This window comes from Xanthovirga aplysinae (genome assembly GCF_009711365.1).
In the GTDB taxonomy this organism is placed as follows: domain Bacteria; phylum Bacteroidota; class Bacteroidia; order Cytophagales; family Cyclobacteriaceae; genus Xanthovirga; species Xanthovirga aplysinae.
This window is the reverse complement of the sequence record NZ_SMMB01000171.1, coordinates 1-570: the sequence shown is the minus strand read 5'-3', so window position 1 is coordinate 570 and position 570 is coordinate 1. Positions and strand designations below refer to the sequence as shown.

The window sequence follows — 570 nt, the reverse complement described above, 5'->3', positions numbered from 1 at the left end:
AGTAATATTATGGAGGGAAGTAGAAATGATCTTAACAGTCAGGAAATTGATGCTGAACAGGGTGGGAATACCCAATCAATTGTTGATGTTAATCTTATATTAGGCAATAACAATGATAACAACAGCCAAAAAGCTACGGCCATTCAGGATGATGCGGCAAATGAAATTAGCCTGGCCAACGAAATTTTTTGCAACAGAAACTATTGGAACAACCAGACATATTGGTCAAAACAAGAAGATGGCACAAATGTAATTGAGGAGGTGAATAAAATTGATGGAAATAATAATGATGGCAACCGACAAGATTTTGATGCCCATCAAAATGGGGTGGGCAATGAGATAAGGGAGGTTAATTTTATTGAGGGCGACAGAAACGATGAGAATACCCAAAAGGCTTGGATGGAACAAGAAGAAGAGGGTCATACCATTGCGAAAATCAACCAAATTTTTGGCAATAATAACAATTGGAATGTCCAGGATTTTGATGCCAATCAAATTGGAGACGCAAATCAAATGTTGTTTATCAACGAAATTTCTGGTAATAATAATGATGATAATAGCATGAATTTT

The 570-nt window shown here is 36.1% G+C and carries 1 protein-coding gene; it reads left to right on the top strand.

Annotation, left to right across the window (positions count from 1 at the left end; genetic code table 11):
- Nucleotides 1-570, top strand: a 570-nt coding sequence (locus tag E1171_RS00290; protein WP_187696107.1) for a hypothetical protein, incomplete at both ends; no start/stop codon positions are given.